This is a genomic window from Rhodoferax sp., from assembly GCF_028689305.1.
In the GTDB taxonomy this organism is placed as follows: Bacteria; Pseudomonadota; Gammaproteobacteria; order Burkholderiales; family Burkholderiaceae_C; genus Rhodoferax.
Genome location: NZ_JAQTWM010000082.1, coordinates 1 through 6,787, shown reverse-complemented (window position 1 = coordinate 6,787; position 6,787 = coordinate 1). Strand labels below are relative to the sequence as shown.

Genomic DNA, 6,787 nt, shown 5'->3' with positions numbered 1-6,787 from the left:
TGACGGGCGTGACCTCCAGCGATAGCGGCGTGCGTCTGGCGCTCAGTGACGTGAATCGGGTGCAGGGCGATCTGCTGGTGGCGGCTGACGGCGGCTGGAGCACTTTGCGCCAGCAGTTGCTCCATGACGGCACCCCGCAGCCCACCGGCCACCTGGCCTACCGTGCCATGGTGACGCAAAGTGAGCTGCCCGCTGCTTTGCGCAGCCAGCAGGTGACGGCCTGGCTGGGGCCGCGCATGCACGTGGTGCAGTACCCGGTGCGTGGTGGTGAGTGGCTCAATGTGGTGGCCATTGTTCATGGCCAGGTGCAGGGTGACATGTCGCACTGGGACCACAGCGCCAACGCGCAGGACCTGCAGCGCGCCATGGCGACAGCCTGTACCCCGCTGCAGGACGTGATCCGTGCCATCGACCATTGGCGCTTATGGCCGTTGAGCATTCGCCCGCCCATGCGCAGTGCCCGGGAACAGGCCCAAGGCCGGGTGGCATTTCTGGGGGATGCCGCTCACCCGATGGTGCCGTATCTGGCGCAGGGGGCTGCCATGGCCATTGAAGATGCCGCTACCCTGGCCAAGGTGCTGTCAGAGGGTGGACTGTTCGGCCGTTCAACAGGGCCGGCGGTGGATGTGCCGGCCTTGCTGCGCCGCTATGCCGAGTTGCGTTGGCAGCGCAACGCCCAGGTGCAGGCCCGGGCGATCAGGAACGGCAAGATTTTTCATGCCATCGGTCCGATACGCTGGGGCCGTAATCTGTCCATGCGTTTGCTGGGAACTCGCTTGCTGGATCAGCCTTGGCTCTATGGTGGCGGGCCGCTGCCATGGACGCCGCAGGCCTGACCAACGGGGTTGGGAATATCGGGCTAAATCGTCTACAATGAGAACTATTCTCATTTGCGAACCATGCCATGATCACAACCCAACCGCCCGGTGCTGACGCTCCCATCAGACTTGATCAATTGGCCCGCCAGGTTCGGGCCGAGGTGGTGGGCATGAATGTGCCCCAGGATGACGAAGAGCGTAGCGTAGCCCTGCGCCTGCTTGAAATCGGCTTTTTGCCGGGTGAGCAGGTGCGGGTGATTGCCCATGGTCATCCCGGCCACGACCCGCTGGCCGTGCGCGTGGGGCACACCACCTTTGCCTTGCGCCGCCATGAGGCCGCGCTGATTCAGGTCCGGCCGCTCTGAGGGTTCCCCATGGTTGACCATTCAGACCCGAAACCCTTGCGTGTGGCGTTGCTGGGCAACCCCAATTGCGGCAAGACCGCGCTGTTCAATCTGCTCACCGGCAGCCGGCAAAAGGTGGCCAATTACGCCGGGGTGACGGTGGAACGTAAAGAGGGGCATTTGCGCACGGCGGGCGGCCGGTCCGTGGTGGTGCTGGACCTGCCCGGTGCCTACAGCCTCAATGCCATGAGTGCCGACGAACAGGTGACGTGTGACATCGTCACCGGACACCGGCCCAACGAACCCTTGCCGGATCTGGTGGTGTGCGTGGTGGACGCCACCAATCTGCGGCTGAATCTGCGGCTGGTGCTGGAGGCGCGTGCGCTGAATCTGCCGCTGGTGCTGGCGCTGAACATGAGTGACGCGGCCCGGCACAGTGGCATTGTGGTGGACCGGGCGCTGCTGGCCCGCGAGTTGGCCATGCCGGTCCTGGAAACCGTGGGCATCCGCCACGATGGGGCCCATGAGCTGCTGGACTACCTTGACCGGGTAGAGCTGGCCGAACGGCAACCCGGCAGCGGCCCCACCGGGCATTGGCATGCCAGCAGCGTGGCGGAGGTCATGGCCAGCCAGCAGGAAGTCCGGCGTCTGGTGAAACAGGCCGTGCGCGAGCCGACGGATAGCCTGCACACCGACGACGCGATGGACGCGGTGGTGCTGCATCCGCTGTGGGGCATGCTGCTGCTGGCGCTGACGCTGTTCTTGATGTTTCAGGCCGTGTTCAGCTGGGCAACCTGGCCGATGGAGGGTATCAAGGCGGGCATGGAGCTGGCCTCGGACTTTGTGCGGTCGCAGTTGCCGCCCGGTCCCCTCAATAGCCTGCTGGTGGATGGGGTGCTGGCGGGCGCCGGGGGGGTGTTGGTGTTCCTGCCACAGATCCTGATCCTGTTTTTCTTCATTCTGGTGCTGGAGGACTCCGGCTATCTGCCGCGGGCGGCGTTTTTGCTGGACCGGGTGATGGGCACCGTGGGCTTGTCAGGGCGCTCTTTCATCCCCTTGTTGTCCAGCTTTGCCTGTGCTGTGCCCGGCATCATGGCCACGCGCAGCATCACCCATTGGCGCGACCGGCTGGTGACGATCATGATTGCACCGTTGATGACCTGTTCGGCCCGGCTGCCGGTGTATGCCCTGCTGATTGGGGCCTTTATTCCTGAACGCACGGTGTTGGGGCTGTTCAACCTGCAGGGGCTGGTGATGTTTGGCCTGTACGTGGGCGGCATTGTGTCGGCAATGGCGGTGGCCGGGATGGCCTTGCTCTGGCGCTCCAACGCCCGGCCAACCCCGCTGGTGATGGAGCTGCCTTCGTACCGCTGGCCCAATGTACGCAGCCTGGCGCACGGGCTGTATGAACGCGCGGCCATTTTTGTCAAGCGCGTGGGCGGCATCATTCTGGCGCTGACGGTGCTGCTGTGGTTTCTGGCGTCTTACCCGACACCGCCCGAAGGCGCCACCGGGGTGGCGATTGGCTACAGTTTTGCCGGCCAGCTTGGGCGCTGGCTGGAAGTGCTGGTGGCGCCGATCGGGTTCAACTGGCAGATCGCCATTGCCCTGGTGCCGGGCATGGCCGCGCGTGAAGTCGCGGTGGGCGCACTCGGCACGGTGTATGCCCTGTCCGCCAGCGGGGAAGATGTGGCGGCCCAGTTGGCCCCGTTGATCGGCCAGAGCTGGTCGCTGGCCACGGCGCTGTCCTTGCTGGTGTGGTTCATCTTTGCGCCGCAATGTATTTCGACGCTGGTGGCGGTGCGGCGGGAAACCAATTCCTGGCGTTATCCCCTGTTGTTGATGGGGTACCTGTTCACGTTGGCCTACCTGGCAAGTTGGGTCACCTACCGGCTGGCCCTGTCCTGGATCGGAGCCTGACATGGCACAAACCTGGATCGTGGGGCTGCTGGTGGGGCTGGCAGCGCTTTACTGCCTCTGGTATGTGTTGCCCGGCCCGGCCAGAGATCGCCTGGGCCGGATTCATCGCCGGCTGGGGCGGGCACCCGCCTGTGGTTCCTGCCGTGACTGCGGCAAGTGTGCCAGCCCAGTGAGTGGACCTGGCTCACGGGCGGGCCAGGATCAAGGGCAGCCCATCACGTTTCACCGCAAGGTGTAGGCCCCTCAGCGGTTGCTGCGGATGGGGGAGTCCTTGGTGATGCCCCAGGACTGGTCGGACTGGGGGACATCGGGCGAGTAAGTATTGAATTCCGCCGTGTAATACAGCGCCAGCCCCACCAGGGCGATCAGCACAATCGCCCCGATGACCAGTTTGAGCGCGGTCACCCACAGTTTCGGTTCTTGGTCGTCACTCATACAAGCTCCTTGGCGGCGTTTTTCAACTCACAGGGCGGGCAGTCCATGCCGCTGGCGGGCACGCTGGCAGGCATCACTGCCTTCGGCAAACTCCCGGCAGGGCGATGGCCGCCACTCATAAATGCCGCAGGCCACCCGCTGTCCCAAGGTACCGGTCAAGGCCGCGCAGCGAGGGCGCTGGTGGTCGGTGCCACGCAGGCGGCACAGGCTGTCATTGAGCCGGTCGGTCAGCCCGCTGGGGACACGTCCGCCATGATCGTCGCATTCCTGCACCGAGAAATCAACCCGGAAACTGGCGCAACACACACCACAGCTCAGGCAGGCTGATTCGGCCCGGCGCTGGGCCGACGCGGGAGTGTCAGAGCCGTCCAAGCAGCAAATACTCCATCAGCGCCTTTTGCACGTGCATGCGGTTTTCGGCCTCGTCCCACACCACACTTTGCGGACCGTCAATCACATCAGCATCCACCTCTTCACCCCGGTGGGCCGGCAGGCAATGCATGAACAGGGCGTCACGCTTGGCCACCTTCATCATCTCGGCGCTGACGCGCCAGGCGGCGAAAGCTTGCCGGCGCACCTCGTTTTCGGCCTCGTAGCCCATGCTGGTCCAGACATCGGTGGTGACCAGATCGGCACCTTCACAAGCGGCCATTGGGTCGCTATAACTTTGATAGTGCTCCGTGCTTATTCCACCCGGGCTGACGGCTATTTTTTCATTGACTTCATAACCGCTTGGGGTGCTCACATTGACTTTGAAGTCGAGCAGTTTGGCCGCCTGCAGCCAGGTGTTGGCCATGTTGTTGCCGTCACCCACCCAGGCCACGGTCTTGCCCTTGATCGAGCCGCGATGCTCGATGAAGGTGAAGATGTCGGCCATGATCTGGCAGGGGTGAAATTCGTTGGTCAGACCGTTGATCACCGGCACGCGCGAATGGGCGGCAAAACGTTCGATCTTGGTCTGCTCAAAAGTGCGGATCATCACCAGGTCCACCATGCGGCTGATGACGCGGGCGCTGTCCTCGATCGGCTCGGCGCGGCCCAGCTGGCTGTCGCCAGTGGTCAGGTGCACCACGCTGCCGCCAAGCTGGTACATGCCAGCCTCAAAACTCACGCGGGTGCGGGTCGAAGCCTTTTCGAAAATCATCGCCAGGGTGCGGTCCGTCAGCGGCTGGTGCTTTTCATAGGCCTTGAACTTCTTCTTGATCAGGGAGGCGCGATCAAACAGATAGGCGTATTGGCTGGCGGTGAGGTCGGTGAATTGCAGGTAGTGTTTCATGACTCGGGTTCAGTAGGCGCGTGGTTGTCAGGACAGGTCAGGCCGCTTGCAGCAGCTGCTTGACCAGCGGGGCCAGCAGGCGGACCACTTCGTCAGCTTCCGCTTCGGTGATGATCAGCGGGGGCACCAGGCGGATCACGGTGTCGGCGGTGACGCTGATCAGCAGGCCGTGGTCGGCACATTGCTGCACCAGCGCGCCACAGGGCTTGGACAGATCGACCCCGATCATCAGGCCCTGGCCACGGATTTCCTTGACCGCACCCGTTGCCAGCTCGGCAGCCAAGGCCTGTTTCAAGGCGTCAGACAAGTGGCGGCCAACTTTTTCGGCATTGGCCAGCAGGCCGTCTTCTTCCATGATGCGGATGGTTTCGACGCCAGCGCGCATGGCCAGCGGATTGCCGCCAAAGGTGGTGCCGTGGTTGCCCGGCTGGAAGATGTTGGCCGCCTTGGGGCCGGCCACCACGGCACCGACCGGCACGCCCGAACCCAGGCCCTTGGCCAGCGGCATCACGTCGGGCACGATGCCGGCCCACTGGTGGGCAAACCACTTGCCGGTGCGGCCCATGCCGCATTGCACTTCGTCCACCATCATCAGCCAGTCGCGCTCGTCACACAGGGCGCGCACCTCGCGCAGGTAGTCCAGGTGCATCGGGTTGATGCCGCCTTCACCCTGGATGGCTTCAAAAAACACCGCCACCACATTGGGGTTGTTGGCCGTGGCGGCCTTGAGCGCCTCGATGTTGTTCAGCGGTACGCGGATGAAACCTTCCACCAGCGGGCCAAAGCCGGCCTGCACCTTGGGGTTGCCGGTGGCGCTCAGGGTGGCAATCGAGCGGCCATGGAAAGCCTTTTCATAGACCACGATTTCCGGGCGCTCAATGCCTTTGTCATGGCCGAACTTGCGCGCCAATTTGAGCGCCGCCTCGTTGGCCTCCAGCCCGGTGGAGCAAAAGAACACATTGCTCATGCCCGAGAGTTCCACCAGTTTTTTGGCCAGCACCTCCTGGTTGGGCACATGGTAGTAGTTGCAGCTATGGATGATCTTGCTGATCTGGTCCTGCAAGGCAGGCACCAGCCTGGGGTGGTTGTGCCCCAGGGTGTTGACGGCAATGCCGCCGAGCGCGTCCAGGTAACACTTGCCATTGACATCCCACACGCGGCAGCCTTGTCCGTGTGACAGGGCGATCGGCAGACGCCCGTAGGTGTTCATCACGTGGGGCGACTGGGCTTCAACAAAGGGGCGGGTAGCAGACATGGTGGGATCGTCTCCGGCAGTAAAAAACAGAGCGGCCCAACGCAGGTTGGGCCGTTGAAATGTGATTTTAGACCGATCATCCGCGCTTATCGTGGCATCATCCACAGGAATGGATCACCCCCTGACCCAGCGCAAGCAAGGCTTGGTTTGTAAGTCTTCTATAAGACATAAGATTAGAACCAGATAGAATGCAGTACGTTGCACCAACTCGGCAACGACCACGACGGACCTCTACAAGATGGTTTCACACACTTCAAAAAAAGTCTATATCCTGGGACTGACCCAGCAGGGCCGCACTTTTCGGCCAAGTGACTGGGCCGAACGGCTGGCAGGGGTGATGAGCCAGTTTCGCCCTGGCGGCGCCCGTTTGGGCAGCCACATGAGTTATTCGCCCTGGTGTGTGCCCAGCAGTGTCAACGGCACGCGCTGTGTGATTGTGGATGAAGCCCTGCGTGACCATGATGTGATGGCCTGGGACTTCTGCATGAACTTCGCCAAAGACAACGAGTTGCAGACCTTTCATGGCGCACCGCCCGCCGCACACAGCGCCCCGGCCAAAAAGCCGCACGCCTGACCTGACCGTCTGCACAGCGCATTTTTCCGTCCCTATCCCCCGAACGGGGGATGGTCAAACAGTGTCGCGCCGCTGAGAATCCACAGTGGTGTGGCAAAAAACCATTTCTTGAATGCGCGGAGTTTGCTGCTATTTTTAATGGAGCAAGCTATTCAAGCAGGACCG

9 protein-coding genes are annotated in these 6,787 nt (G+C 62.7%); 5 read left to right on the top strand and 4 right to left on the bottom strand.

Annotated elements, in window-relative coordinates:
• From PHW99_RS14740 to PHW99_RS14725, 4 genes are all read left to right on the top strand, one after another.
• Positions 1–836: FAD-dependent monooxygenase (locus tag PHW99_RS14740; RefSeq protein ID WP_300179105.1), on the top strand; the 836-nt coding region annotated here is incomplete at its 5' end.
• A 68-nt stretch (positions 837–904) separates the two neighbouring features.
• Positions 905–1,183 (top strand): FeoA family protein, encoded by a 279-nt coding sequence (locus PHW99_RS14735; protein ID WP_300179101.1) that lies wholly within the window; start codon positions 905–907, stop codon positions 1,181–1,183.
• A gap of 9 nt (positions 1,184–1,192) precedes the next feature.
• Entirely contained in the window at positions 1,193–3,082 is a 1,890-nt protein-coding gene (locus tag PHW99_RS14730; protein WP_300179098.1) for a ferrous iron transporter B, read from the top strand.
• Between the two features lies 1 nt (position 3,083).
• A complete protein-coding gene (locus PHW99_RS14725) occupies positions 3,084–3,320 on the top strand; it encodes a hypothetical protein (protein WP_300179095.1) in 237 nt (78 codons plus the stop codon).
• 5 nt (positions 3,321–3,325) lie between these two features.
• Here the strand turns inward: PHW99_RS14725 and PHW99_RS14720 are convergent, their stop codons facing one another.
• From PHW99_RS14720 to PHW99_RS14705, 4 genes are read right to left on the bottom strand one after another with little or no spacing between them, the layout of a single operon-like run.
• Complete coding sequence (locus PHW99_RS14720; protein WP_300179092.1) at positions 3,326–3,517, bottom strand: hypothetical protein; 192 nt, start codon at positions 3,515–3,517, stop codon at positions 3,326–3,328.
• 27 nt (positions 3,518–3,544) lie between these two features.
• Positions 3,545–3,889 (bottom strand): YkgJ family cysteine cluster protein, encoded by a 345-nt coding sequence (locus tag PHW99_RS14715; RefSeq protein WP_300179089.1) that lies wholly within the window; start codon positions 3,887–3,889, stop codon positions 3,545–3,547.
• Positions 3,876–4,793 (bottom strand): ornithine carbamoyltransferase, encoded by a 918-nt coding sequence (gene argF / locus PHW99_RS14710; protein WP_300179084.1) that lies wholly within the window; start codon positions 4,791–4,793, stop codon positions 3,876–3,878. Before argF ends, PHW99_RS14715 begins: the two co-directional genes overlap by 14 nt.
• 37 nt (positions 4,794–4,830) lie before the next feature.
• Positions 4,831–6,048 (bottom strand): aspartate aminotransferase family protein, encoded by a 1,218-nt coding sequence (locus tag PHW99_RS14705; protein WP_300179080.1) that lies wholly within the window; start codon positions 6,046–6,048, stop codon positions 4,831–4,833.
• Between the two features lie 238 nt (positions 6,049–6,286).
• Between PHW99_RS14705 and PHW99_RS14700 the strand changes: the two genes are divergently transcribed.
• The gene (locus PHW99_RS14700; RefSeq protein WP_300179077.1) at positions 6,287–6,622 is read left to right on the top strand and encodes a DUF3579 domain-containing protein; all 336 of its coding nucleotides are present in this window, start codon (positions 6,287–6,289) and stop codon (positions 6,620–6,622) included.
• Positions 6,623–6,787: the final 165 nt, after the last annotated feature.